Genomic DNA, 25,681 nt, shown 5'->3' on the forward strand with positions numbered 1-25,681 from the left:
CGGCGCGGCCACTGGGGGACGACGGGTTCACACCTTCTTTTTCGATGCAATCCAATCATCGATCTTCTTTTCCAGGACTGTCATCGGTAATGCGCCAGTCATCAGGATTTGCGCGTGGAATTCGCGCGGATCGAATTTGGCGCCAAGAGCGTCCATAGATTTCTTTTTCAGACGCTGAATCGTTAAGGCTCCGACTTTGTAAGCCAGCGCCTGACTGGGAATGGCGATGTAGCGTTCGACCTCGGCCGTAGCATCGGTTTGGCCCATGCTGCTATTGTCCAGCATATATTTGATGGCCTGTTCGCGCGTCCATCCCTTGGCATGAAGGCCGCTGTCGACCACCAGCCGCATGGCGCGCAGCATCTCGTCATCAAGGTGACCGAAACGCTGATAAGGGTCCTTGTAAAGTCCGAAATCATAGCCGAGCTTTTCCGCATAAAGGGCCCAGCCTTCGACATAGGCGGTATTCCCGCCAAAGCGCATGAAAGCCGGCAGCGCGCCATTTTCCTGAGCAAGGCTGATCTGGAAATGATGACCCGGCGCGCCTTCGTGCAGATATAGCGTCGTCATTCCAGGAACGCTGCGCGACGGCAGATCATAGGCGTTGAAATAAAAGACTCCGGGCCGCGATCCATCGGGCGTTCCACTTTGATAGGAGCCGCCCGCTTCAAATTTTTCCCGGAACGGTTCATAGGGCCGAATGTCCAGCTTCGTCTTGGGAATGGTCGAGAACTGCTGCGGGACCAACACATCGACCTGCCGCCCGATCTCATAGAACCTCTGCGTCATCCATTCCCGCGACTTCGGATGAAACTGCGTATCGGTACGAACAAATTCGAAGAATTGCGGGAGCGTACCCTTGAAGCCTACTTCCCGCTTCACCTGTTCCATTTCGCCCTTGATGCGAGCGACTTCGGACAAGCCAAGCTGGTGCACATAATCGGCGGTTAACGGCAGGGTCGTCGTGTCCTCGATCAGGAAAGCGTAAAGCCTGTCTCCGCCCTTCATATATGAAAGCCCGACGCCTTCGCGTGCTACCGGAAGATAATCGGTTTTCAGGAAGTCACGGAGCTTGCGATATTGCGGGTAGATTCCATTGGCGATGACGTCCCGATATTCCGCCTTCAGCCGGGTCTGGTCGGCCGTTGAAATACCCTCAGGAAATTTGGTGACGGGAGCATAATAGGACGACTGCTCCGGCGTCTGCGCCAACTGAGCATCAAGCTGCTGAATCACATTTGCGGTCGTCATCTTCGTTTCGACCACGCCGGAAGCCATGCCTTCGCGAAACCGGTCTATAGACCGATCGATCATGGTCAGGAATTCGCGATGGCGCTTCAGATTATTCTCATAGTCCTGAAGCGTCTTGAATGGTGCCGCGCCCTGCCCCGACGCGAAGGTCGGATAGAAGGTGTGCATGCCGGTAAAATGATTGATCGGGCGGACCGCCGTCAGCGAAAGAATCTCGGGGCTGAGGCCTTTCAGGGCCTGCTTCTTGTCACGTTCAAAGACGTCATAAGCGATCTTGTTCGTTTCATTGAGTTTGGATCTGTCGATCGCGTGGAGCGCGGCCAGCTCCTGTTCCGCCGCAGCGCGCTCTGCATCGAAATATTCCTTCGAAACATAATCGCCCAGATGCTCGGCGTAGCGCAGGTCGCCGCGGAATATCCCATTGATGGGATTGCGCTTCAGGTTCGCTTCGTCGCTTTCATGGAAAAGAGCGACAAGACGCCCATCCTCGTTCAAGGCCTTTTGCGCGGCAGGTTGCTGAGCAGGAGCGGTTATCGGGAAAGTAGAAGCGAGGGCCGTTGACAGAGCGAGCAGAGAAAGACTTTTCGAATTCATGGCATGCTCCAGATCATTGTGTATTGCTCAACTAACACGCCTGATAGCCCCTAGTAAATCAGTAATATACAACGCAACGACAACCCGGAGGCAAGCGCCTCCGGGTTGTTTTCAAACTGTAATAATGCTTCTTACCAGAAGAAGTTGCGATACACGTCCACGACCCTGCCGGTCCGCATGTTGACCAGCAGTACATCGTCATAATGCCGCACGTAGCGCATATTACCGCGAGCCGGGGGCAGGCGATAACGCCAAGGATCGGCGATCACATAGCGGGACCCGTAATAGCGCTGCTCGATGCGAACGCCTGGGTTGAAGCTCCGATAGCGGTTGGGTGAACGCCAGTTGCCCCGAGCATATGTATCGCGGTGATCACGACGATATTCACGCCAATCTTGCCGATATTCGCGCTTGGCTTCGCGCACATCACGGCGCTCTTCGCGCACGTCGTGGCGGTCGCCATAGCGCTGTGCGTGACGCAGTTCACGCTGTTCTTCCCTGATGTCCTGACGATCACGGCTCAGTTCGCGAGTTTGCGCCGCCGCCATACCGGGCAGGACCGTCGCGGCCATCAGTGCAACGAATATGACTTTACGCATTATCTTACTCCTCATTCCGTTCAGGGGCCTGGAGGGATAAGGCGACCCGCTGACAAGGCGGTTATCGGCTTTTCATCCTGAACAGCCGGGGAATGGCTTCGTCAGAATTCAGAAAGGCTGTGTAACAAATTGTATCAGGCCCCCGCGAACGCTGGCCCGCCGCATAAGCCGCGACATAAAATGATGTCACAAAGCCTTTTGACGACATTTTGCACTTGATCGGCTGCCGGACTCATGGAAATCTTCCCCAAAACAGGATGGGGTCGCAAATGGCAGCATATTTTTCAGAACCGGCGTCGCCGGGGAACTTGTCCGTGCATTGGCACCGCAAGATGAGCAACAACCTGGCTGCGGCCTTGGTGCTGTTCGCAGGCCTTCAAATTCTCGTCATTTCTGCAGTCGTTGCGAATGGTGCAACCTCTCTTCTTTATCATTTGGGCATTGCGCTGCTGATCGCCGCGATCGTGCCTGCGGCGCGCAACATGGAGCGTCGCTGGGAAATATTGCCCGAGGGGCTTTCCGGCGACGGGCGAGCCGACAGGTTTCGCCGCGATCAATTGAAGCTGTGGGGTGTGGCGCTATTCCTACCGCTCCTGTGGATACCCATCGGAGCGCTGCCAGGATTTGCCGCCTGATCCGCTGCCGTTTTGAAGCAGGTCATTGGTAAAAGCAGAAACTCAACGATCATGGCTGCATCATTGTTGATATGTTGTAACATACCTACTAAGGAGCGATGCACTCATCGAACTTGAGGTTCATCGCCAATGCTGCACCACTCGCTTTTAGCCGGAACTTCCCTCTTCTTGATTTCGACCCCCGTTATCGCGCAAGACACCTATCATAAGGTAAAGTCACAGGACATTGTCGTCACGGGGGTTTTCCAGAGAAGTCAGCAGGACATTCTATCGGGAACGTCTGTTCTGACCGGCACCGCGCTGGTCCGCGATCTAAAGCCCACCATTGGTGACACGCTGGCCAAGCAGCCCGGCGTTTCAGCCACATCCTTCGGTCCCAATGCCTCGCGCCCCATCCTTCGCGGCCTGCAGGGCGAGCGAGTTCGGGCGCTGACCGATGGCATAGGCAGCTTCGATGTGTCCAACACCTCGGTCGATCATGCCGTCGTCATCAACCCGCTTACTGCTGAAAGGATAGAGGTTTTACGCGGCCCTTCGGCCTTGCTCTTCGGGTCGGCCGCCATTGGGGGCGTCGTCAACGTCGTCGACCGCCGCATTCCCCGCCAGGTGCCTGACGAACCCGTGCATATTGAAGGTCTGGCGACCTATGGCACGGCAGCGAACGAACGCTCCATCTCCGCGGCGGCCGACGCTCCTCTATCGGACAAGATCGTGTTCCACATGGACGGGAGCTATAGCAAAACTGACGATCTAGACACGGGATCCCATATCCTTTCAGGCGCACTGCGCGCAGAAGCCGCCTCCAGCGATGACCCGGCGATCGCAGCGCTTGCGGACCTCAAAGGCAAGCTGCCCAACAGCGCCAGCGAGACCTGGAATGTGGCGGGCGGACTGGCGCTTATCACCGACGGTGGCAATCTGGGCTTCTCCGTCAGTCATTTCGACAGCCTTTATGGCGTTCCGGTCCGATATGCCCTTGATCCCTCCACGGAAGCCGAAAAGGTGCGTTTGAACATGAAGCAGACACGCGCCGATGTTCGCGCCGAGGTGAATGCCGAAGGCGGTTTTCTCGACAAAATTCGTTTTAGGGCGGGATTTGCGGACTATCAGCACGAGGAGATCGAAGAAACGGGCGAGGTCGGGACCACCTTCTTCAGTCAGGGATTGGAGGCGCGGCTGGAACTGCTCCAGGCGAAGCGCGGCGGCTGGGAAGGCGCTTTTGGCGGCCAGATGTTGATGCGCAATTTCGATGTGGATGGGGAGGAAAAGTTCCTGCCCAAGAACGAAACCCGCCAATTCGGCTTTTTCACTCTGCAATCGCTGGACCTCGGCAAGCTGCGGGCAGAGGCTGGCGCTCGTTATGAGCATAGCGATGTCAGCGCAGCGGCCGACGCCGACATCGGCAATTCGGCCCTGCGGCGGACCTTCGACTCCATCTCCGGTTCAATTGGCGCAAGCTATGCCGTCGCTGAAGGTTGGCGGTTGGGCGTTAACGGCTCACACAGTCAGCGCGCTCCGTCGGCAGAGGAGCTTTTTGCCAACGGCCCGCATGCCGGGACCCAATCCTTCGAAATTGGGAACACGGACCTGAAGGAAGAAAAGAGCTGGGGGCTGGAGGCCACGCTGCACGGCTCAGGCGATGGATACAGCTTCAGCGCCTCAGCCTATCATAGCTGGTTCGATAATTATATCTATGACGAGCGCACCGGCGCGATCGAAGACGGTTTGCCTGTCTATCAATATCGCCAGGGCAAGGCGCGTTATTATGGCTTTGAAGCGGAGGGATCGGTGAAGCTGGCGCAACTCGGCGGTTATGCGGTGAATTTGGACGGCCTTGCCGATTATGTGCGCGCCCATGTTGAAAATGCGGGCCCTGCTCCCCGCATTCCGCCGCTGCGGATGCTGGCGGGCCTCGAAGCGCAAGGCGAACGCTTGCAGGGCCGCCTGGAAGTTGAGCACGTCTTTGACCAGAAACGCATTGCGGTTAATGAGACGCCAACCGACGACTACACGTTGGTCAATGCCTCGTTGTCGTTCAAGCCGATGGCGGGCAATGGAACCACTATCGTCCTTTCCGCAAACAATATTTTCGATGTCGAGGCGAGGCGGCATGCCAGCTTCCTTAAAGACTATGCTCCGCTAGCCGGACGCGATTTACGGCTGAGCACAAGGTTCACTTTTTGACATTCCTGTGATGCCCATCACCATTCAGCAGCGCTTCATGCGCTATTGTCTATTGAAGGAGATCGCCCATATGGGCTTCCACTCAAGACCGACGACGACTGGATGTGCGCCATGGCCGCTTTTTTGAAATCCGAACTGTTCCGCAATTTTCTGGGTGGGTTTGCTCTCGGTGCGGTGCTGGTGTTCACCTTCGGCGGCGATGAACCGGCGCAGCAGTTCCGTAATGGGCCGGAGGCGGCGGCAAGGCTGGACTCGTGAAACTGGCAGCGCTTGGTCTGGCGGTGGCATCAGGCGCACTGCTGACCGGCGGCGTCTGGGCGGGACGTGATTTGGCGATGGCGGCTGAAAAGGCCGTATTGGCGCCGCCACCGCAAATGAACCCAGCGTCTTCGCGCAAGCAGGAAACAGTCATTTTCGCGGGCGGATGCTTCTGGGGCGTGGAGGGCGTCTTCTCCCATGTAAAGGGCGTCACAAGCGCCGTTTCTGGCTATAGCGGCGGCAAAGGACAGTCAGCCAACTATGATGCCGTCAGCACCGGACGCACGGGCTTTGCCGAAGCAGTCCGCGTGACCTATGATCCACGGATCGTCCGCTATGGCGACCTGCTAAGAATATTCTTTTCGGTTGTGGCCGATCCGACGACACTGAACTATCAAGGCCCCGACCACGGTACCCAATATCGCAGCGCCCTGTTTCCACTAACGCCCGAACAGGCAAAGGCTGCGCGAGCTTATCTTGGACAATTGGCACAGTCAGGCCTTTGGAAGGGTGACATCGTCACCGCCATCGAACCTTATCGCGGTTTCGTGGCTGCGGAGAAGTACCACCAGGATTTCATGCAGAAGAACCCGCGCCATCCTTATATCTTGAGGTGGGACCAGCCGAAGCTGGCCGCGTTCAAGAAGCTGTTCCCGCAGCACTATAGGGAAAAGGCTGCCGGTTAAAGCAGCTTGCGCAAACCGGAATCGCTTCCGTTCGTCCCGAGCACCTCGACTGCCAGCAAGGGCAACAACACCGGCCAAACCGGCACGCTATTTCGGCGACAGCACCATCAGCATCTGCCGGCCTTCCATGCGAGGATAGGCCTCTACCTTGGCATCCTCTGCCGTATCTTCCGCCACCCGCTGGAGCAACGCCATACCAAGCTGTTGGTGTGACAGTTCGCGGCCACGAAAACGCAGGGTGATCTTGACCTTATCGCCTTCGCCGATGAAGCTGTGGACCTTCTTCATCTTGGTGTCATAGTCGTGATCATCGATGTTCGGACGCATCTTGATCTCCTTGATCTCCTGCGTCCTCTGGCTCTTGCGAGCGAGGTTGGCCTTTTTCTGGGCCTCGTACTTGAATTTGCCGACGTCGAGGAACTTAGCGACGGGCGGATCAGCGTTAGGAGAAACCTCGACGAGATCCAGCCCTACCCCGGCAGCCTGCTCCATCGCTTCCTGCGTAAACATTACGCCCAGATTTTCGCCATTCTCGTCGATCACCCGCACCTTGGGTGAGGCGATGAACTCATTGTAACGCGGGCCGTTTTTGGGAGGCTGGGCCGCTAAAGGGCGGCGGATCATCGGGGGACGTATAGCAGTATCTCCTATCGAAAATTGCGATTCAGCGAAATTTACAGTGTTTGCGACCAAGGCGAAAGGGGGAGGCGTCACCGCGATGGCGGAAATGCCCGGTCCGTTGCCTCTCTGCAACTCTTTACATCAGCCGGCGGCCTTCATATCGGGTGGCAATGCCTCTTGTGCAAGTCGCGCGATTGCTTCTTCCAAGGTCAGGACCGACTGACCGCCTTCTGCCCCCAATGTGCGAAGCGCCACTTTGCCTTCTTCGGCCTCACGTTTGCCCACGACAAGCAGGTTAGGAACCTTCGCCAGGGAATGTTCGCGGACCTTATAGTTGATTTTCTCATTGCGCAGGTCGGCTTCGACGCGAATGCCGGCAGCCTTAAGTTTTTCCACAACCTCCAGCGCGTAAGCGTCGGCATCGGACACAATCGTCGCAACGACCGCCTGGACTGGGGCCAGCCAAAGAGGTAAGCGGCCGGCAAAATGTTCGATCAGAATTCCGATGAAGCGTTCATAGGAACCAAAGATCGCGCGATGGAGCATCACGGGTCGGTGCTTCCCCCCATCCTCGCCCACATAGCTGGCATCCAGCCTTTCCGGCAGCACGCGGTCGGACTGAATCGTTCCGACCTGCCACGTCCGCCCGATGGCATCGGTCAAATGCCATTCCAGCTTTGGCGCATAAAAGGCCCCCTCTCCGGGCAGTTCCTCCCAGCCATAGGCCTGATTTGCAAGCCCTGCCGCAGCCACGGCGTCGCGCAGTTCGGCCTCCGCCTGGTCCCACATCCCGTCGGAGCCGAAGCGCTTGTCGGGACGCAACGCGAGCTTGATGGCATAGCTTTCGAAACCCAACTGCTTGTAAATCCGGTCGGCCAAGGCGCAGAACTTGCGGACCTCGTCCACGATCTGGTCTTCACGGCAAAAGATGTGCGCATCATCCTGGGTGAACTGGCGCACGCGCATCAGGCCGTGCAGCGCCCCATGCGGCTCATTCCGGTGGCAACAGCCATTTTCGTATATACGCAGCGGCAAGTCGCGATAGCTCTTGATGCCCTGTTTGAAGATCAGGACGTGCGCCGGGCAATTCATCGGCTTCAGCGCCATCCAGTCCGCTTCGCCTGTAATCACCGGCCCTTCGTCTTCGGTGTTTGGCACCTCATCCGGAATGACGAACATATTTTCGCGATACTTGCCCCAATGGCCGGACTGTTCCCACTGGCGCGCGTCCATGATCTGGGGCGTCTTGACCTCGCGATAGCCCGCGCCGTCAATCGCCCGGCGCATATAGGCTTCCAGTTCGCGCCAGATCATATAGCCTTTGGGATGCCAAAAGACGGACCCATGCGCTTCCTGTTGGAGGTGGAACAAGTCCATCTCCTGCCCTAGCTTGCGATGGTCTCGCTTGGCGGCTTCCTCAAGGCGCATCAAATGCGCTTCGAGCTGCTTCTTGTTGAGCCACCCGGTGCCGTAGATGCGTGACAACATCGCATTCTTCTGGTCGCCGCGCCAATAAGCGCCCGAAACCCGCGTGAGCTTGAATGCTTGCGGATCGAGCTTGCCAGTCGAGGCCAGATGCGGGCCCCTGCACATGTCCAGCCAATCGCCGCCGGACCAGTAAACCGTGATCTCCTCGCCCTCAGGAAGCTCCGCGGCCCATTCCGCCTTGAAACTTTCGCCTTCCGCCTTCCAGCGGGCGATCAGATCCTCGCGCGTCCACACCTCACGACGCAGGGCCTTATCAGCGGCGATGATGCGCCGCATCTCCTCCTCAATGGCGGGCAAGTCCTCTTCGGTGAAGGGACGGTCCCTGGGTGCAAAGTCATAGTAGAAGCCGTCATCGGTCGCAGGCCCAAAGGTGATTTGCGTACCCGGAAACAGCTTCTGCACCGCCTCCGCAAGCACATGCGCGAAATCGTGCCTCACCAGTTCCAGCGCGTCCGTCTCATCCTTGACCGTCACTAGCGCAAGGTCGGCATCCGAATCCAAAGGCCTGTTTATGTCGCGCAGCTCGCCATCGATCTTGGCGGCGAGCGCCGCCTTAGCCAGTCCCGGACCGATGGACGCGGCAATATCCGCCGGGGTAGTGCCGGGCGCAACTTCGCGCACACTACCATCGGGAAGGCGGATCTTCAGCATCTGCGTCATGGCTTTGAACTGGAACTTTCGCGCTTGGAATTGAACCGAGGATGCCTTGTCCGCCTGTGCCCTCCAAGTCAAGGCATGGTTGAGAATTGGCCTTCTTAAACCCCTATGCGTGGATGGGGCTCCCAAGGGAAAGTGCTTAAGACATTGTGCCGACAAGACCCCGATGTGGTGAAGGACGATGGCTTTCTCATCTGAACCCATTATGTAGGCGGGCATGCCCGATATGCCTGCCGCGCCATCCTATCTTGCCCGCTCCGAGGGGGTTCGCCTTGCCTATAGGCATCGGAAGGGAACGGGGCCGACAATCGTTTTCCTGCCCGGCTATATGTCCGACATGGAGGGCGGCAAGGCGCTTGCGCTTGATGCCTGGGCCGAAGCGAACGGCAGGGCTATGCTGCGGCTCGATTATTCGGGCTGCGGGTCCAGCGAGGGCCATTTTATCGATGGAACCCTTCCCATTTGGCGCGATGATGTCCTGATCCTGCTCGACAAGCTGGTGGAAGGTCCGTTTGTCATTGTGGGTTCGTCCATGGGCGGCTGGCTCGCTCTGCTCGTGGCTTTGGCCCGGCCGGAGCGGCTGACGGCACTCATTGGCATCGCTGCCGCGCCCGACTTCACCGATTGGGGTTTCACTCAGGAGCAAAAGCTCTCCATCTTGCGCGATGGCAAGATCGAGGAACCCTCCGAATATGCCGATCAGCCCTATGTGACGACAAAGGCTTTCTGGCAATCGGGGGAGGCAAGCCGCCTTCTTCATGGCTCGATTGCCATCGATTGCCCGGTGCGGTTGCTTCATGGGCAGCGCGACGATGCTGTGCCCTGGCGCAATGCGTTGACGCTGGCGCAGCAGATACGTTCAGCCGATGTGCAGATTTTGCTGATAAAAGATGGCGACCATCGGCTGTCGCGCGATCAAGACTTGGCGCGCCTTATTGATGCCGTTGCGACCCTGCCGGAGCCGATATGATCCTTCCCTTCTTGTTGATACTCCTTCAGGCCAGTCCAGAAGCTGAAATCGTTATGGATCGAAAGCGACTGGAAACCAGGAAAGCCGCTCCAAAGCTTGGAGTGGACGAAAAGGTCATGCGCTCTGACTTTGTGCGGCCAAGCGGTATGCAGCAGAAATTTGAACTCTGCATGGACGCCGCGCTGGACAATCCCGAGGCCGGGGTGAAACAGGCGGAAGCCTGGCGCATGGCCAGCGGAGGCTATCTGGCGCGACAGTGCCTGGGCTTTGCTTATGCGCAGCAGGAACGGTGGGCTCCGGCCCTGGTGGCGTTCCAACAGGCCGCCGACGAAGCGGATATCGCGGGCGATCCGGCGAGCGCGCAGCTCTGGGCGCAGGCGGGTAATGCAGCGTTGGCGGGAGGAGACCCTGCCAAGGCACTAAATCTTTTCGACGCCGCTCTTGCGCGTGGGTTGCCCGATGGGTTCGAAAAGGGGGAGGTCTATCTTGACCGCGCCCGCGCCCATGTGGCGCTAGATCAGCTTTCAGAGGCGCGTCCGGACATGGACAAGGCGCTTGACCAAGTGCCAAAGGACCCGCTTGCCTGGCTGCTGTCCGCCACGCTGGCCCGGCGGGTGGACAATCTTTCTTTGGCGCAGGCCCATATTGCGCGTGCGGTGGCGCTTGCCAAGGATGATGCATCGGTAGCCCTTGAAGAAGGCAATATCGCAATGCTTTCGGGAGCTGAGGACGTATCCAGGCTTGCTTGGGAACGAGCCGTCAGGCTGGCTCCCAACAGCCCGGCTGGAAAGGCGGCGGCAGAGAGTTTGAAGCGATTGGGAGTTTGAAGCGATTGGGAGTTTGAAGCGATTGGGAGCCAGCACCAGCCTGGCAAAGCCATAGGGGTCGCCGACAGAAATGATGAGCGGCGCAAAAATGAGAGGGGCCGCCAGCGTTTTACGCCAGCGGCCCTTCAACATGGTCAGCGGCCGGAAGTGCCGCACCGGAGAACTATGTTACCGCGCTTGATAGCGAGGCAGAACCTTGCTTAGCAGCGAGTTCCCCGAATGGACTTGACCGACCCCCTTGCTGAACCATGAGACATCGGATCACCTCCTTTCGCGTTGTTGAACCTGGTGTCACCGGCTCTTTCGATCTGGTGACAAGCATATTTGTGAATCAATCCGAGTCGCCGATCAAGGCTTGAAAAAATTTATTTTCGAATCATAATTATGCGCTCGCGCCGTAATCCCGACGCGGGTTTCCCACAGAAACAGCCGTTTGAAGAAACGCCGGAATGCGGCTCAGCCTCGGCAATCCTCTACCACGCGGGCGAATTCGGCCCAAGGTGGCATGGCGAGATAGGGGCGCCCGCTAACTTCGACAATGAATCGCCCCCGGCTGAACGACATGCGATCGAGCGCAGGATCCATGGCGTCGATCTCCGCCGACGCATAAGGTGGAGCGCCGGCCGAAGTGTAGGCCGGCCAAATAGCCTCTCCAAAACTCGTCCTCACCTTCATCTGGCTCGCCGCGCCAGCATCGCCCGCGCGTGAAAGCGTGATGCGTCGATTGGCCCGGTTGCAGCGAATGGCAAAATCAGGCGCGACGCCGGGCTGACCGAAGGCAGCGACGGGGCCCTGCGCGCCCTGCGTATAGCTCCAATTGCCGGGCGTCATCGGCCAATCGCGCCAATCGGCGCTTGCGGGCAGCGGCGTTTGCGGCACTGAAGTTGCCGAGCGCACGGGAACCGGCGATGGTGACGGAGGAGCGGACGCCGGAACACAGCCCGCGAGGGCCAACAGAAGGATCAACGTGGGAAAAGAAAGGTGCATAGCGCATGCTTATGCCCGGCAAGTTACTGGCGCTCAACCGCAAATCGGGCGAGGCCGCAAAGGCGGCGGCTGAGCTGCCCTTGGTCAAAGGAAGTTATTGGGCCAGATCATTGTCCGCCACATATGCGCCACGGGCGATCCGTCAAAGCCCAGGCCCTCCTCCGGCTCGCGAAAGTGCCGCCCGATGATGTCCTTGAACAGTTCCGGATCGATCTCCTCTCCTTCTTCTTCGAAGAAATATATGTCGTAGAGCGTCACTTGCCGGGCCTTCATGTACCAGCGGTGCGCCCGGGCATATTCGGCGTCGCGGCGCAGATAATCCGGCGGGACATAGTCACGGCCAAAGAAACGGAAATAACTTTCCGGATAGTCATAACCGACGCTTTCATCGGCAAAATAGCGCAGGCATTGGTGATATTGCACCGCCCACGCGATGTCTTCACTCACATAAGGCGCGATCATCTGCGCACTCCAATAGCCATGATCGGCACGAATGAGGCAGCCATTGGAGATGTCATGCAGCAGGCAGGCCATGACCACGGGTTCGTCCAGCCCGTCATCAAGCGCCCGCTTGGCCGACGTCGTCAAATGCCGGCCGGTGAGCCCGCCAAAGCGATATTTGAAGAAATCGAGCAGTTTCGGCTGGCCCGGCATTTTAGGCAGAGCGGGATTGTCGCCCATCATGAACACCGTGCGCTCGTCCATCTTGGCGAGCAGGCCGGCCTCCACATTGTCCAGTCCAGTACCCGCAAGGGCCACCGGCGCAGGCAGGATCATCCGCCGCAAGCCCGCCTGCCCGTGCTCCCCCTCCCCCGCCTCAGCGATGAGCAGCGCCTCCATTTGTGCGGCGGTCATCATGGGAAGAATGGGTGATGGCTCATTTGCCATTTATCGCGCTGGCAACGGCCCAAGGCAAGACGTTCCTAACCGCGCTTCCGTCCACCCTCATCCCTGCGAAAGCGGAGACCCAGCTTGCCCAGCCCCCCAACTGTCCCCATCAGCCCAACATCATCGCCCAAATTTCCGTTGCACCTTCCCGTAGCGCAATTTGCGCGTGCCCGGCTTGCCCTCGCTCGCCCGCCCCTTGGGCGAAGCCACCCGATCCTCCACAGGTAGCCCCAGTTCCTCCGCCTCCAGCTTTCGGATTTCGTCACGCAAACGCCCAGCCTCCTCGAATTCCAGGTCAGCGGCGGCGGCGCGCATCTGTTTTTCCAGGTCCTCGATATAGGCGCGCAGGTTATGGCCGACGAGGTGCGGGCGGTCGTCGACGCCGGTGTCGACAGTGACCTGATCCTTACTGGCCACATGGGCGATGATGTCGCCGATATGCTTGCGGATCGTCGCCGGTGTGATGCCGTGCTCCGCATTATAGGCGAGTTGCTTTTCGCGGCGGCGGCTGGTCTCGTTCAGGGCGCGTTCCATACTGCCGGTCATGCGATCCGCATAAAGGATGACGCGTCCGTCAATATTGCGCGCCGCGCGGCCGATGGTCTGAATGAGCGAGGTTTCGGAGCGAAGGAAGCCTTCCTTGTCCGCGTCCAATATCGCCACCAGTCCGCATTCGGGAATATCCAGACCTTCGCGCAACAAGTTGATGCCGACCAGCACGTCATAGACGCCGAGCCGCAAGTCGCGGATCAACTCGATGCGCTCCAGAGTTTCGACATCGCTATGCATGTAGCGGACCTTGATCCCCGCTTCGTGCATGAACTCAGTCAAATCCTCAGCCATGCGCTTGGTGAGCGTAGTGACCAGCGTGCGATAGCCCTTTTTGGCGGTTTCCTTCGCCTCGTAGATGAGGTCATCCACCTGATCCTCGATTGGCTTGATCTCGACGGGCGGATCGATAAGTCCGGTAGGCCGGATCACCTGCTCACTGAACACGCCGCCGGTCTGGTTCATCTCCCAGGAACCGGGCGTCGCAGACACGCTGATCGTTTGGGGCCGCATCGCGTCCCATTCGTTGAAACGCAGCGGCCGGTTGTCGATGCAACTGGGCAAGCGGAAACCATATTCGGCCAACGTCACCTTGCGGCGATGATCGCCCCGCGCCATTGCCCCAATCTGCGGCACCGTCTGATGGCTTTCATCGACGAACAAAAGGGCGTTTTCCGGCAGATATTCGAAGAGCGTTGGCGGCGGCTCGCCGGGAAGACGTCCAGTCAGGAACCGGCTGTAATTTTCGATGCCCGCGCAGCTACCGGTGGCAGCGATCATCTCCAGGTCGAAGTTGGTACGCTGCTCCAACCGCTGCGCCTCCAGCAGCTTCGCCTCAGCGGTCAATTCCTTCAAGCGCTCCGCCAGTTCGTGCCGGATCGCCTCCATCGCCTGCTTTAGCGTTGGTCCCGGTGTGACATGGTGGCTGTTGGGGAAAACCTTCACATAATCGAGGCTCGCGACCTTCTTGCCCGTCAGCGGATCGAACTCGACAATCTCTTCGATCTCGTCCCCGAAAAACGCGATACGCCAGGCGGTATCCTCATAGTGCGAGGGAAAGATTTCCAAACTGTCGCCGCGTACCCGGAATGCACCGCGCACGAACGACGCCTCATTGCGTTTATACTGAAGCGCGACGAGCTTGCGGATAATCTCCCGCTGGTCGGACACCTCGCCCTTTTTCATGGAAAAGGTCATGGCCGAATAGGTTTCGACCGAACCGATGCCATAGATGCAGCTGACCGAGGCGACGATCAGCACATCGTCCCGCTCCAGCAGCGACCTGGTGGCCGAATGGCGCATCCGGTCGATGGCCTCGTTCACGCTCGACTCCTTTTCAATATAGGTGTCGGATCGCGGCACATAGGCTTCGGGTTGATAATAATCATAGTAGCTGACGAAATATTCGACCGCATTTTCGGGGAAGAAGCTTTTGAACTCCCCATAAAGCTGTGCCGCCAATATCTTGTTGGGTGCGAGCACCAGCGCGGGCCGCTGCGTCGCTTCGATGACCTTTGCCATGGTGAAGGTCTTACCCGATCCGGTAACGCCCAACAGCACCTGGTCCTTTTCCCCGGCATTGGCGGTTTCCACCAACTCGGCAATGGCGGTCGGCTGATCGCCCGACGGCTCGTATTCGGACACCAGCTTGAACCGCCTGCCCCCTTCGCTCTTTTCGGGGCGGAGCGGGCGATGCGGAACGAAGGCGCTTCCGGTTTCCGGTTCGTCCAGCGTGGTTCTGATTTGAATCGTCATAGGCAGTTGATATGGTAGTCCGGAACAAGGGCGCAATAACAGCCACCATCTCCGGGAGGATCCTATCCATGAAAGCCTTGATCGTGACCGCCGCAAGCGGGGTTCTACTTCTGTCCGCCTGCGGAAAGGGCCAGGATAATGGCACGCCCATGTCGGCGGATGATGTCGCCAAGAAGGTGCAGGCAGTGAAGTTGACGCCCGGCCAGTGGGAAACGACGGTCCAAATCCTTGACGTGAAGATGGAAGGCCTGCCTGAGGGCGCTCCGACAGGCATGATGAACAACATGATCGGCACCAAGACGACGGTAAAAAGCTGCATCTCACGCGAACAGGCCGAAAAGCCGAACGCAGACTTCCTGGCGGCGCAGAAAAACGCCAACTGCTCTTATTCCAGCTTCGATATGACGGGAGGCCTCATCAAGGCGGCGATGACATGCAAGGGCAAAAACCAGCCCGGTGAGCTAAAGATGAACATGACAGGCAAATATGGCGCGGACAGCTATGAGATGAACCAGGAAACCAACATGTCCGGCTTTCAAAAAGGCATGAGCATGGCGATGAAATCAAAGGTGACAGGGCGTCACATCGGCAATTGTCCGCCAGGTTCCGAGGGAGCGGCGGCTGGCGGCGTCTGAAGCCATGAGCGAACTTGATGCTTATTTCAGCCGCATCGGCATCAACGAAGCTCCATCTGCCGACGCCGAGGGACTGATGTCGCTGCAGCGAGCGCATCGACTGGCCATCCCGTTTGAAAATCTGGACATCCCTTTGGGCCGAGGCATATCCCTGGCGCCCGAGCGAGTGTTCGAAAAGCTCGTGACCCAGCGGCGCGGCGGCTATTGCTTCGAGCAGAACCAGCTTTTCCTCCGGGCGTTGCGACAGGTCGGATTTGAAGCGCGGCCCCTGTTGGCGCGGGTATGGCTGATGGCCGATGAAGTTCAGCCGCATACCCACACATTCAATCTGGTGACGCTGAATGGTCAGCCTTGGATCGCCGATGCGGGTTTCGGTGGGGACTTCACCCCGCCAATGCCTCTTGAACCCAACCGAGCAGCAGAAGCGCCAGGCGGCGTCTTCTATCGCCTGATCGAAGAGGAACGTGGCTGGATGCTTCAGCGGGATGGGGGAACCGGTTGGCAGGACCAATATAGCTTCCAGCTGACGCCGGTGGAGGCCTGCGACCTGGAGATGGGCAACCATTGGACAGCCACCCGTCGGCAGACGCGCTTCACCACGCTGCGCATCGTCAGCCGCGCCTTGCCCGACGGCAGGGCCGGCCTCATAGACCGGGAGCTTTCGATCAGCCGCAATCAGCACACCGAGGAACGGAGCATCAGCACGCCTGCAGAATATCGCGCCCTGCTCGCCGACTATTCGACCTCCATCTGTCGTCAGAGGAGGTTGCCGCTCTCGGCCTATTCGGTTGAATCAATAGCCGGGGCGCACATTTAGAGGCCAAACTTCAATTGGTTATATGGGTGCGTACGGCGGTATAGGGGGGCTGGAAATAGTCCAGAATCTCGCCCGCCGCGCGACCTGCCCTTCCCTTGGAATTCTTGAAGAGCAATTCTCGAAGATTGATTCCAAAACCAACAAAAATGCGTCGCTTTGGTCTGACACCGGCAGCTCGATCTTCCGAGGAAAAATCTTTGCCATAATAACCCAGGTGAAGTTCCAGGAAGCGCAATGGCCCATCTTTCAAGGCTTCAAATCCGGAAGGTTTCAGGGCAAGAAAAAACCTCTGCTGCTCGAAATGACCTTTTCCTTCGGCTTGAAATATCTTCGAATTCGGTACAATCATCATGCGGAAATCAAGCTTCTGATCAAGCTTGGGGACCGAGTTTCGAAGAATTGAAAAACCTGCGCCCAATGTGTTGAACGTAACGTCCTCCCAAGACCATCCTGCACTACGTTCAATGCTATCCCAAAGTTCTGTGTACAGCATTGCAGCGGACGCCAATGCTGCAGCCGTAAATTCTATGTTCGGCGCACTTTCCGTTTTGCGCCTCAGTCGTGCATGGATGAGTTCCGAAATCACGTAGGTGCTATAGGCGTGCGCCAGCTTATCTATGCCCACATTGGACGTCGATTTGCCGAACCAACCCTCCTTATGGAAGTGAGGCGAAGACGCGTCGTCGAATAGCTTTTTTCCGTTTATCGCCGTGTAATATGCTGCAATCGCCGCCATTTCCCATTTAACGGCGCCAACCTGACTGCCAAATGAGCGAAAGCCACTGGACTGGGAAGCATCCGGCACCCTGGCGGAGTCCTGCGGACCATAAATAAAAGGAGAAGATTTGGTCGCGGTTTGCGAAAGTTGAAGATCGTCCAACACGGCCTCGACAGTCGAAAGCGACGTTGTTCCGATGGACCCCTCCTGTTCAAAGTCTAACTTTATATCAGTTGCGGAAGTCAGGCCGCTGAAACGCTGTTCCGATGCAAGCTGTCCAGGAAGATGGTAATCGGAAAGTTCCGCCGATTGTTGAAACACAGGCATCACTTGCGACGTGGCAGATGGGCTTACCGCCATAAAAGGCAACGCCATTAGCCTAGCGAGACACAAACAAGGTTTCATTTTCAAATGATTATGACCAGTTCCCCAAGTCCTATAAGATCCACTCCTTAGAACGGAACTTCGTCATCCAGATCATTGTCGAAGCTCGGCCCACTGCTGCGCGACCCGCCTCCTCGGCTGCCGCCGCCGCTAAAGCCGCCATCGTCATAACCGCCGGACGAACCCCAGCTGTCATCGCTGCGCCCGCCACCGCCAAAGCCGCCGGAAGAGCCGCCGCCTTCACGCGCGTCAAGCAGCACCAGCTTGGCATCGAAGCCCTGCAGCACGACCTCTGTCGTATAGCGGTCCTGTCCCTGCTGATCCTGCCACTTGCGAGTGCGCAGCTGACCTTCGACATAGACCTTGCTGCCCTTGCGCAAGAAGCGCTCGGCAACATTCGCCAGGCCTTCGGAGAAGATGGCGACACTGTGCCATTCCGTCCGCTCCTTGCGCTCCCCACTGTTGCGGTCTTTCCAGTTTTCGCTGGTTGCGATGCGGATATTGCAGACCTTGCCGCCATTCTGAAAGCTGCGAACCTCCGGATCAGCGCCCAGATTCCCGACCAGAATCACCTTGTTGACGCTGCCTGCCATGTTGTCTCCTACCGTCTCGTCATTGGGGAGCGGCGCAGCGCGCCGCATAAAGGAAAACTCCCTTATAGTCCCAGAGCGGCCGCCGTCCAGAATGTAATCCCGGCGAACATATAAGCGAGGCCGAAGAGATAAGCGACCATGAACAGCGGCCATCGCCAGCCATTGGTTTCGCGCCGGGTGACCGCAATGGTCGAAATGCATTGCGGCGCGAACACGAACCAGGCGAGGAACGCCAGCGCCGTGGGAAGCGACCAACGCCCCTGCAGTCGCTCGGTCAGCGAGCGTTCGGTTTGGGCTTCATCGCCGCTTTCGATCGAATAGACCGTCGCCAGCGCCGATACCGCCACCTCCCGCGCCGCCATGGCGGGAATGAGCGCCAGGGAAATATCCCGGTTGAATCCGATCGGTTCCATGATGGTGCTGAGCCCGCCCGCTATCTGCCCGGCGATGCTGTAATCGACCTGCGACACATCGCTACCTTGCGGCGCTTTGGGAAAGCTCAAAAGCGTCCAGAGGATGATAGTCGAGACAAATATGATCGTGCCTGCCCTTTTCAGGAAGATGACTGCACGCTGCCAAAGGCCAAGCAACAGGTCGCGCGGACGCGGCCATTGATATTTGGGCATCTCCATCAGAAACCCGCTGCTCTTACCGCGCGTCACGCTCCGCCGCAGCACCAAAGCAGCGAGCAGCGCGCCCGCAATGCCGCTCAGGTAAAGCAGGAACAGCACCAATCCCTGAAGGCCGATGCCGCCCGCCAGGACCCTGTTCGGGATAAATGCGGCGATAATGACGGCGTAGACCGGCAAGCGCGCCGAACAGGTCATCAACGGCGCAATCAATATCGTGGTGAGGCGGTCCTTATGATCGCTGATCGTGCGGGTCGCCATGATGCCGGGAATGGCGCAGGCAAAGGAGGACAGCAGCGGAATAAAGGCGCGGCCGGACAACCCCACGCGCGCCATCAGGCCGTCCATCAGAAAAGCCGCACGAACCATATATCCCGTTGCTTCGAGCAACAGGATGAAGAAGAACAGGATCAGGATCTGGGGCAGAAACACGATCACCGAGCCGACGCCGTTGATGACGCCATCCACCAGGAAGGAACGGAGCACACCGGCAGGCAAGCTCGCCGTCACCAGATCCGCCGCGACTGCAGCCATTCCTTCGATCCAGGCCACGGGTGCCTCCGACCAGGAGAATACAGCCTGGAACATTACGAACAGCAATGCCGCCAGCAAGATGGGGCCTACGACCGGATGAAGCACTACTGCATCCACAGCGCTGGTCAGGCGGCGCGTCGGTGTTTCCGAACGGATGGCGTTCCTGGCGATTCGGCGCGCACGCGCCTGTACTTCCGAAAAATTTCCGGCGGGCGCCGGCGAGACCGCGCGTCCGCTGCCTTGGGCGAGAGCACCCGCTAGATGCTCACGCAACTCTTCCAGTCCGCGTTTGCGGACGGCAACCGTGGCAATGACCGGCACGCCCAGATCACGGACGAGCGCTTCAGGGTCCAGCTCCAGTCCATCCCGCTTTGCCAAATCGACCATGTTGAGCGCAATCACGACCGGCAGATCCAGAGCGATCAGTTCAAGCGCGAATCGCAGGTGGTTGTCCAGATTGGCGGCGTCGAGCACAATGACGAGGGCGTCTGGCTTCCTTTCGCCGGTCTGTAATCCCATGACCACGTCGCGAGTGACCTGCTCGTCGGGACTGGCAGGATTAAGACTATAGGTGCCAGGAAGGTCCACCAGTTCCACCGGCCGGCCATCATTCAACATCAAGCGGCCCGATTTACGCTCCACGGTGACGCCGGGATAATTGCCCAGTTTCTGCCGCGCGCCGGTCAGCGCGTTAAAGAGCGCGCTTTTGCCGGCGTTGGGATTACCGACCAGCGCCACCAAGGGAATACGGCTCATGCAGCGGCTTCCGCCGTTCGGGTAAATTCGGCCGTTTCAAGTGGACGGACGGTTATGGCGGCCGCATGCGGGCGACGCATGGCGACGATCATACGACCCACGCGACAGGCGATAGGCCCCCTCCCGAACAAGCCGCCATGATGCAGCGCCTCCACTGTGACGCCTTCGCTAATGCCCAATTCGCGAAGCCGCTGGCCTTCCACATCGGACAGGGACGACCAGTTGATGCTGTCGATGGATGCGGACCGGCGAAGCGGTAACTGGTCGAGGCGCAATGACTGACTTTCAAGATAAAAAATTGGGTCGATTGTGCGATTGATTATCAATAACCAGCGAGAATTTCCAGTCCCGCATGCGAGCTAGAACTCATATGGCGGGGTAACGCAAACGGCCAATGAAGCGAGCAAGGCTCGGCCGCCGTTCCGCATTAGCGCGCCAGTGCTGCTTGGTCCTTTCGAAGCGAATTATCCCGTCGATCCTCCGGCCCAGAAAAGCGCGGGAGTCCGTCCATCCGGAGCTCTCATCACTGATGAAGATAAGCAAGGTGGCGGCGTAAACCGCCGCGAGCGTCGTTCGTTTGCTGTAATAGTTGAAGTCCGTGGAAATATCTCCTGCCAGCCGCCACATCTGGTCGGCCGCTCGCCAGCCAAGACGCGTGGCGGCGACCAGATTCTGGGGCATCGCCATGATCGCCTGGGCCCTGCGCAGCGCCTCCCTTTCGGGAGCCAGCAGATCGAGTCGCGCTTCGATCAGCGCCACAATTCGCTCGCGCACCTTCATGGTCGCCAGCACCTCGGGCGGGAACTTTCTTTCCATTTCCCGATCGAGCCAGCCGAACCAGGCATCGATCATGTCCATCGCGCCGCCGGGAAAGGCAAGCTCCACCATGGCGGCATCCAGCCCTGCCGCAGCCGCCGCATTGGTCAGCGCTGCGTCGTTCCACCCGTCAAATGCCGCCTGCCCGGGCAGCAACGGGGCCACATGCTCGCGCACTTCGTCCAGGGTCGGATCGTTTGGCAAGCCTGTCATTGCATTTCTCCCTGATGCTGCATGTAGGGAAAAGGCGAATGGTTAGGAATAGGGAATACAGCAGGACGTCATCAGTAAAACGAACATTCCGCCTCAGCCGACCTAGATAAAGGTCTCTGCCCAGCCCTACTCACACTGCGAATTTCTGTCCTATTTCAAACATCGCAATAGCAGCCTTGGCCGCTTCTCCGCCCTTGTCCTTACGCGTGCGGTCGGACCGCTCCAATGCCTGCGCTTCATTTTCCACGGTCAGGATACCATTACCAATCGCGATACCGTCCATGGAAAGAGCCATCAGTCCGCGTGCGCTTTCGTTCGACACCACTTCGAAATGATAGGTTTCGCCACGGATGACCACACCGATGGCGACAAAGCCGTCATAGCGGCCCGACTCGGCGGCCATGGCTATGGCGCCCGGGATCTCCAGCGCGCCGGGGACCATCATCACCTCATATTTATGTCCGGCCTCGTCCAGCGCGGTCTTCGCGCCGTCCACCAACATGTCATTGAGATGATCGTAGAAGCGTGCTTCCACGATAAGGAATTTAGCCATGACGCTCCCTTTGCCTTTAATCGATGCGGCGTTCGCCAACCACGGCGAGGTCGTAGCCGTCAAGTGCAACCAGGCTATGATGGCTGTTGGTAAGCAGAATCATGTCATGCACGCCCAGTTCCGCCAGAATCTGCGCACCCACGCCATAATCGCGAAGTTCCTCCATGTTGGGATCTTGGATCCCTGCATGAATTCTGAACATCCTGCTCATCGAATCCGGCACGTGCCGATCCAACAGGACAATGATGCCCGCGCCGGCCTCCCCGATGATTTCCATCGAACGGCGTAAATACCCGCTGCGCGGCCCTTCCTGCCCTAGAAGGTCCAAGAAAGGGGAAAATTGATGCATCCGAACCAAGGTCGGCTCGTCGGGATTCACTCTTCCTTTTTGAAGGACGACCTGTTCCGTGCCGGTGGCGCGATTGTAGAACGTCATCGCCGTCCAATCGCTACCCCAGCGACTGTTGAACCGCGTCTCCGCACGCTTTTCCACGAGATGGTCGTTGCGGTGGCGATAAGCGATCAAGTCACGGATGGTGCCGATCTTCAGCCGGTGCTTTTGCGCGAACGGGATGAGGTCATCCATACGCGCCATTGTGCCGTCATCCTTCATGATCTCGCAGATCACACCGGAGGGATTGAGGCCGGCAAGGCGGGCAACGTCTACAGCCGCCTCGGTATGGCCGGTGCGGACCAGAACGCCGCCATCGCGCGCCACCAGCGGGAAGACATGGCCAGGCGTTACAATATCTTCCCTCCCGCGCGCGCCATCAATGGCGACGGCGATGGTGCGCGCACGGTCGGCGGCGCTGATCCCGGTGGTTACACCTTCCCGCGCTTCGATAGATACCGTGAAAGCAGTTTCGTGGCGCGTGCCGTTTTTCCGGCTCATCAGATCGAGGCCAAGCTGCTCGACGCGTGCACGGGTGAGCGTCAGGCAGATCAGCCCACGGCCATGGGTCGCCATGAAGTTGATCGCGTCGGGAGTGGCCATCTGGGCCGGGATCACTAGATCGCCTTCATTCTCCCGGTCCTCGTCATCGACCAGGATGAACATGCGGCCGTTACGGGCTTCGTTGATGATTTCTTCCGGGCTGGCAAGCGCCGTCCCGCCTTCGCGCTTCAGCAGATAGGCTTCCAGCTTTCCGAGGGTGTCCGCTGTTGGATTCCAGTCAAACTCATCCATTCGGCGCAGGGAATTGGCGTGGAGGCCAGCGGCTCGCGCCAGACCGGAGCGCGACATGCCGCCGTTAGTCACCAATTCCCGAAGTTTTTTGATAAGATCTGTGCTCATTGGCTCCCATTATCACACTATAATGTGATATCCAAGCGCATTGATCACATCGCTATTTGCGTACTTGCTGCATTCTTGCGAGATATCGAGCCAGAACATCAATTTCCAAGTTGAACTTACGCCCGACCGAGAGCGTATCAAATGTGGTCATCTGCGCCGTGTGGGGAATGAGATTGATGCCGAAATGGACGCTGCCGTCAGGCTGGTCCTCCACTTCGTTGACGGTCAGGGAAATGCCGTCGACCGCGATGGAACCCTTTGGAGCCAAGCAAGGTGCGAGCGCAGGCGGCGCAGCGATGATGATCCGCGTTGAATCACCCTCCTGCGCTGCCGAAACGAGAGCGCCCACGCCATCGATATGGCCCGTGACAATATGCCCGCCAAGCTCATCCCCAACTTTTAAAGCGCGTTCGAGGTTTAGCCGCTGCCCAGAATTCCACATTCCGGGAGTTGTGCGAGAGACGCTTTCCGCCGACACGTCCACGGCAAACCAGTCCGATCCTTTTTCGACAACGGTCAGGCAAACGCCGGAGCAGGCAATCGAAGCGCCGATATCAACACCGTCCATGTCATAGTTGCTGGCGATTTTAAGGTGCAGGTCGCCGCGATGCTCGATGTCGTCTATGCGGCCAATATCGGTGATGATGCCTGTGAACATGACTAACCTCTAAGCAGCGCGCGTGCGCTCGTAAAGCTCCATCCGGTCCGGACCCAACATGCGGGTCTCAATGAGGCGCCAGCGCTCATGTGCGTCGGAAAGGCTTCCCAGGCCGATATCGGCAAGCGCCGCTTTTCCCGCACCGATCAGGACAGGCGCCCGGTAAAGGAGCAGCCGGTCAACCAGATCAGCAGCCAAAAAGGCCGAGGCTGTCCGCGCCCCACCTTCGATCATCAGAAGGTCGACCTCGGGAATGCCGGCAATGTCTTGGGGCGCAGCGATGGAGTTCCAGCCGTCCGGTGCATTGCCGCTGCCTAGCATGAATCGTATCGGAGAGCGGTCTTCAAGTCCTGCCAGTCGCACATCAAGCCGTGGGTTGTCCGCCTTCACCGTGCCGCGGCCTACCAATATCGCGTCATGGCGGGCGCGTTCCAGATGCGTGTGAGCCCGCGCCTGCAGCCCAGTGATCCACTGGCTTTCTCCGTCCGCGCGCGCGATCTGGCCATCCAGAGAAGTCGCCAGTTTAAGTGTTACATGAGGCCTGCCAAGGGCTTGCCGTGCAAAAAAGCCCGCCATCGCCGCACGTGCTTTGGCCCGCATCACTCCAGTGCGAACTTCGATCCCAGCCTGCTCCAGCATTGCCGCGCCACGCCCGTCGGTTCGCTGATCAGGATCCTGCGTGGCGACGACCATTCGGCTGATCCCTGCCTCTCGCAACAAGGCGCTACATGCAGGTCCACGCGATGACCGATGGAAGCAAGGCTCCAAGGTGACATAGGCGGTACCCCCATGGGCCGCATCTCCTGCCTCGGCCAGCGCCATGGCTTCAGCATGGGGTCGCCCCCCTGGCTGCGTCCAACCGCGTCCGACAACATGGCCGTTGTTGACGATGATACAGCCCACGTTGGGATTTGGCGCAGTCCGGCCTCGCCCCCGCTCAGACAGCGAGATGGCGACGGCCATGTATCGCGCGTCGGACTCCACGGTCAGTGAGCCGCCCCGCTCTTGCCAGCCTTCTCCGCCGCCTTTGCCTTGGCTTCTGCTTCCATTTTATCAAGGCGCTTCATCAGGGCGGCAACCGCCTCTTTTTCCCGCCGATCGCCGATGGCCGCTTCCTTGCGCCAATCGATGCCGAACTGGTCAGCGACTTTCCGAAAATCCTGCTGCTTACGCTTGATCGCGGCCTCGCGCTTCAGAAGGTCGATCTTTTGCTGGGCGATGATGTCGGCATCGGTCCGATCCCCGGTCCAGTTCTCAATATAGATAATCTGCTTTCCGGGCGCCGTGTTGGTTTTGGAGTCCAAGAGGAAGCCCCATATGATAACCCAGGTCATCGCAAGCGCAAGCGCCAGCAACAGCAGTTTGTGACGGCGTCCTTCAGCCAGATAGTCGCGCAGATCGACCCAGGCCCTTTTGGGCGAGACGGGACGGGGAAAAATAGCCATGTCCGCTAAATAGGACATGAGAGCATGGAGCGCCAGTGGCCAACGCGCCACCCGGAGGCCGAGCGCATTTGCGAAACCCTCTGCTCCCCAGAAGGAACAGGCGGTCAGGGTCGAATGGAATGAAAGCCTAGCCGATCAGTCCCTTCGCAATTGCGTAGGCCACCATGTGGGAACGGTTCCTCGTTCTCGTCTTCAGGCGGATGTGGTCGATGTGGCGTTCTACCGTTCTTGGAGCGATGTTCAATTTCTTCGCGATCTCTTTGGCAGACAGGCCCGTGGCAATGCATGTTAGTACCTGCACCTCGCGCGGCGTCAGCCAAAGCTTCGCGTCGTCGTCCGTTTCAATCATCTTCAAGCCCCCCTGCCCGGAAACAAGCCCTGGGCTAAGCTAGGATGTATTCGGCATACCGGTCCGATAAGACACGTGGTCACGAGAATATTAGTCTCAAGCCGACCTCTCGATAGCAAGCGTGGAGAGTAGTTAGCCTGTATGACCAAGTCTCCGGCGTCGAGGTTGGCCGTTTGGCTATTTGCGACTATACCCTTTGATATAGAGACCCGCTTTTTTTATGAGTTTTTCGATATATTACTGTAAGATAAGGATAAAATAGGAAGTGTTCTGCTTGCGGATTTGGATTTCAAGCCCTGATTTCCGATTTTAGGCTATTCGAATCGCATCTATCCACG

General features: G+C 58.4%; 26 protein-coding genes. 8 read left to right on the forward strand and 18 right to left on the reverse strand.

Translation table 11 applies throughout. The features are described from left to right. Nucleotides 1-27 precede the first annotated feature (27 nt). On the reverse strand, nucleotides 28-1,845 hold the full coding sequence (locus tag HNQ99_RS06105) for a DUF885 domain-containing protein (RefSeq protein ID WP_184474764.1): 1,818 nt from the start codon (nucleotides 1,843-1,845) through the stop codon (nucleotides 28-30). Between the two features lie 131 nt (nucleotides 1,846-1,976). Continuing rightward, entirely contained in the window at nucleotides 1,977-2,444 is a 468-nt protein-coding gene (locus HNQ99_RS06110; protein ID WP_184474765.1) for an RcnB family protein, read from the reverse strand. A gap of 332 nt (nucleotides 2,445-2,776) precedes the next feature. Here HNQ99_RS06110 and HNQ99_RS06115 point away from each other — a divergent pair, with 332 nt between their 5' ends. The 4 genes from HNQ99_RS06115 to msrA all read left to right on the forward strand — a co-directional run bounded on the left by HNQ99_RS06115 (nucleotide 2,777) and on the right by msrA (nucleotide 6,207). Beyond that, on the forward strand, nucleotides 2,777-3,079 hold the full coding sequence (locus HNQ99_RS06115) for a hypothetical protein (protein WP_246414643.1): 303 nt from the start codon (nucleotides 2,777-2,779) through the stop codon (nucleotides 3,077-3,079). Between the two features lie 129 nt (nucleotides 3,080-3,208). Continuing rightward, nucleotides 3,209-5,263, forward strand: coding sequence for a TonB-dependent receptor (locus HNQ99_RS06120; RefSeq protein WP_184474767.1), 2,055 nt, complete (start codon nucleotides 3,209-3,211; stop codon nucleotides 5,261-5,263). A gap of 111 nt (nucleotides 5,264-5,374) precedes the next feature. Further along, nucleotides 5,375-5,521 (forward strand): hypothetical protein, encoded by a 147-nt coding sequence (locus HNQ99_RS06125; RefSeq protein WP_184474984.1) that lies wholly within the window; start codon nucleotides 5,375-5,377, stop codon nucleotides 5,519-5,521. A gap of 77 nt (nucleotides 5,522-5,598) precedes the next feature. Then, nucleotides 5,599-6,207: a peptide-methionine (S)-S-oxide reductase MsrA gene (msrA, locus tag HNQ99_RS06130; RefSeq protein WP_184474957.1), complete on the forward strand. Its 609-nt coding sequence runs from the start codon at nucleotides 5,599-5,601 to the stop codon at nucleotides 6,205-6,207. A gap of 87 nt (nucleotides 6,208-6,294) precedes the next feature. Here the strand turns inward: msrA and infC are convergent, their stop codons facing one another. Further along, the gene (gene infC, locus HNQ99_RS06135) at nucleotides 6,295-6,831 is read right to left on the reverse strand and encodes a translation initiation factor IF-3 (protein WP_184474768.1); all 537 of its coding nucleotides are present in this window, start codon (nucleotides 6,829-6,831) and stop codon (nucleotides 6,295-6,297) included. A gap of 138 nt (nucleotides 6,832-6,969) precedes the next feature. Next, nucleotides 6,970-8,976 (reverse strand): threonine--tRNA ligase, encoded by a 2,007-nt coding sequence (gene thrS, locus HNQ99_RS06140; RefSeq protein ID WP_184474769.1) that lies wholly within the window; start codon nucleotides 8,974-8,976, stop codon nucleotides 6,970-6,972. A gap of 214 nt (nucleotides 8,977-9,190) precedes the next feature. Here thrS and HNQ99_RS06145 point away from each other — a divergent pair, with 214 nt between their 5' ends. Together HNQ99_RS06145 and HNQ99_RS06150 are read left to right on the forward strand one after the other, a co-directional pair. Beyond that, nucleotides 9,191-9,943: an alpha/beta fold hydrolase gene (locus tag HNQ99_RS06145; protein WP_184474770.1), complete on the forward strand. Its 753-nt coding sequence runs from the start codon at nucleotides 9,191-9,193 to the stop codon at nucleotides 9,941-9,943. Continuing rightward, entirely contained in the window at nucleotides 9,940-10,770 is an 831-nt protein-coding gene (locus HNQ99_RS06150; protein ID WP_184474771.1) for a tetratricopeptide repeat protein, read from the forward strand. The genes HNQ99_RS06145 and HNQ99_RS06150 overlap by 4 nt, the downstream gene beginning before the upstream one ends. A 456-nt stretch (nucleotides 10,771-11,226) precedes the next feature. On the opposite strand, the gene HNQ99_RS06155 is transcribed toward HNQ99_RS06150, so the two are convergent. The 3 genes from HNQ99_RS06155 to uvrB all read right to left on the reverse strand — a co-directional run bounded on the left by HNQ99_RS06155 (nucleotide 11,227) and on the right by uvrB (nucleotide 14,949). After that, nucleotides 11,227-11,649, reverse strand: a complete 423-nt coding sequence (locus HNQ99_RS06155) for a hypothetical protein (RefSeq protein WP_184474772.1) — start codon at nucleotides 11,647-11,649, stop codon at nucleotides 11,227-11,229. A gap of 192 nt (nucleotides 11,650-11,841) precedes the next feature. Further along, nucleotides 11,842-12,645, reverse strand: coding sequence for a hypothetical protein (locus HNQ99_RS06160; RefSeq protein ID WP_221232601.1), 804 nt, complete (start codon nucleotides 12,643-12,645; stop codon nucleotides 11,842-11,844). Between the two features lie 120 nt (nucleotides 12,646-12,765). Next, nucleotides 12,766-14,949, reverse strand: a complete 2,184-nt coding sequence (gene uvrB / locus HNQ99_RS06165; protein ID WP_184474773.1) for an excinuclease ABC subunit UvrB — start codon at nucleotides 14,947-14,949, stop codon at nucleotides 12,766-12,768. A gap of 68 nt (nucleotides 14,950-15,017) precedes the next feature. On the opposite strand from uvrB, the gene HNQ99_RS06170 reads away from it, so the two are divergent. Next, nucleotides 15,018-15,584 carry a DUF3617 domain-containing protein gene (locus tag HNQ99_RS06170; RefSeq protein ID WP_184474774.1) on the forward strand — a complete coding sequence of 189 codons (567 nt, stop codon included), beginning with the start codon at nucleotides 15,018-15,020 and terminating at the stop codon, nucleotides 15,582-15,584. A gap of 4 nt (nucleotides 15,585-15,588) precedes the next feature. Then, the gene (locus tag HNQ99_RS06175; RefSeq protein WP_322790327.1) at nucleotides 15,589-16,401 is read left to right on the forward strand and encodes an arylamine N-acetyltransferase family protein; all 813 of its coding nucleotides are present in this window, start codon (nucleotides 15,589-15,591) and stop codon (nucleotides 16,399-16,401) included. A 10-nt stretch (nucleotides 16,402-16,411) separates the two neighbouring features. Here the strand turns inward: HNQ99_RS06175 and HNQ99_RS06180 are convergent, their stop codons facing one another. The 11 genes from HNQ99_RS06180 to HNQ99_RS06230 all read right to left on the reverse strand — a co-directional run bounded on the left by HNQ99_RS06180 (nucleotide 16,412) and on the right by HNQ99_RS06230 (nucleotide 25,343). Further along, nucleotides 16,412-17,479 (reverse strand): DUF2279 domain-containing protein, encoded by a 1,068-nt coding sequence (locus tag HNQ99_RS06180; protein WP_246414652.1) that lies wholly within the window; start codon nucleotides 17,477-17,479, stop codon nucleotides 16,412-16,414. Nucleotides 17,480-17,571: 92 nt separating this feature from the next. Next, the gene (ssb, locus tag HNQ99_RS06185) at nucleotides 17,572-18,096 is read right to left on the reverse strand and encodes a single-stranded DNA-binding protein (protein WP_184474960.1); all 525 of its coding nucleotides are present in this window, start codon (nucleotides 18,094-18,096) and stop codon (nucleotides 17,572-17,574) included. 62 nt (nucleotides 18,097-18,158) lie between these two features. Further along, nucleotides 18,159-20,015, reverse strand: a complete 1,857-nt coding sequence (feoB, locus tag HNQ99_RS06190) for a ferrous iron transporter B (RefSeq protein ID WP_184474775.1) — start codon at nucleotides 20,013-20,015, stop codon at nucleotides 18,159-18,161. Then, a complete protein-coding gene (locus tag HNQ99_RS06195; RefSeq protein WP_184474961.1) occupies nucleotides 20,012-20,290 on the reverse strand; it encodes a FeoA family protein in 279 nt (92 codons plus the stop codon). Before HNQ99_RS06195 ends, feoB begins: the two co-directional genes overlap by 4 nt. A 91-nt stretch (nucleotides 20,291-20,381) precedes the next feature. Continuing rightward, nucleotides 20,382-21,044 carry a COQ9 family protein gene (locus HNQ99_RS06200; protein WP_184474776.1) on the reverse strand — a complete coding sequence of 221 codons (663 nt, stop codon included), beginning with the start codon at nucleotides 21,042-21,044 and terminating at the stop codon, nucleotides 20,382-20,384. A gap of 130 nt (nucleotides 21,045-21,174) precedes the next feature. Then, nucleotides 21,175-21,597, reverse strand: coding sequence for a 6,7-dimethyl-8-ribityllumazine synthase (ribH, locus tag HNQ99_RS06205; RefSeq protein ID WP_184474777.1), 423 nt, complete (start codon nucleotides 21,595-21,597; stop codon nucleotides 21,175-21,177). A gap of 16 nt (nucleotides 21,598-21,613) precedes the next feature. After that, nucleotides 21,614-22,891: a 3,4-dihydroxy-2-butanone-4-phosphate synthase gene (gene ribB, locus HNQ99_RS06210; protein WP_184474778.1), complete on the reverse strand. Its 1,278-nt coding sequence runs from the start codon at nucleotides 22,889-22,891 to the stop codon at nucleotides 21,614-21,616. Between the two features lie 52 nt (nucleotides 22,892-22,943). Further along, complete coding sequence (locus tag HNQ99_RS06215; RefSeq protein ID WP_184474779.1) at nucleotides 22,944-23,549, reverse strand: riboflavin synthase; 606 nt, start codon at nucleotides 23,547-23,549, stop codon at nucleotides 22,944-22,946. Between the two features lie 9 nt (nucleotides 23,550-23,558). Continuing rightward, entirely contained in the window at nucleotides 23,559-24,533 is a 975-nt protein-coding gene (gene ribD / locus HNQ99_RS06220) for a bifunctional diaminohydroxyphosphoribosylaminopyrimidine deaminase/5-amino-6-(5-phosphoribosylamino)uracil reductase RibD (RefSeq protein WP_322790328.1), read from the reverse strand. Between the two features lie 2 nt (nucleotides 24,534-24,535). Then, nucleotides 24,536-25,012: a hypothetical protein gene (locus HNQ99_RS06225; RefSeq protein WP_246414653.1), complete on the reverse strand. Its 477-nt coding sequence runs from the start codon at nucleotides 25,010-25,012 to the stop codon at nucleotides 24,536-24,538. A 109-nt stretch (nucleotides 25,013-25,121) separates the two neighbouring features. Continuing rightward, complete coding sequence (locus tag HNQ99_RS06230) at nucleotides 25,122-25,343, reverse strand: response regulator transcription factor (protein WP_184474781.1); 222 nt, start codon at nucleotides 25,341-25,343, stop codon at nucleotides 25,122-25,124. Between the last annotated feature and the right edge of the window lie 338 nt (nucleotides 25,344-25,681).

The sequence above is a fragment of the Rhizorhapis suberifaciens genome (genome assembly GCF_014200045.1).
GTDB lineage: Bacteria > Pseudomonadota > Alphaproteobacteria > Sphingomonadales > Sphingomonadaceae > Rhizorhapis > Rhizorhapis suberifaciens.